Origin of the sequence: Endozoicomonas atrinae (genome assembly GCF_001647025.1) — a bacterium.
In the GTDB taxonomy this organism is placed as follows: Bacteria; Pseudomonadota; Gammaproteobacteria; order Pseudomonadales; family Endozoicomonadaceae; genus Endozoicomonas; species Endozoicomonas atrinae.
The window spans coordinates 1-232 of sequence record NZ_LUKQ02000966.1 but is presented as its reverse complement, the minus strand read 5'-3'; the positions used below and the strand labels follow the sequence as shown (position 1 = coordinate 232).

At 51.3% G+C, this 232-nt stretch carries 1 protein-coding gene; it reads right to left on the bottom strand.

Going from position 1 to position 232, the window contains the following annotated elements; all coding sequences use genetic code 11:
- Positions 1-232: hypothetical protein (locus tag AK963_RS34760; protein WP_202970004.1), on the bottom strand; the 232-nt coding region annotated here is incomplete at both ends.

The window sequence follows — 232 nt, the reverse complement described above, 5'->3', positions numbered from 1 at the left end:
CGAGTTCGAGCGCAATAGCGGCAAAGTCGTCCGAGATAAAATCGAGGTTCTGGACAGGCGAAAACTTCACCCGATGAACCCGGATGTTAAACGGCTTGCCATCCTGTGCATCGTTGAGGCCTTCCATAAACAGGACAAACTCTTTACCCGATTCAATCAAGGCCTGAACCATATTGGTCGCCAGTGGTGTATAGCTCACACTCACGCCGAGGTTATCAATGCCGCCACCATC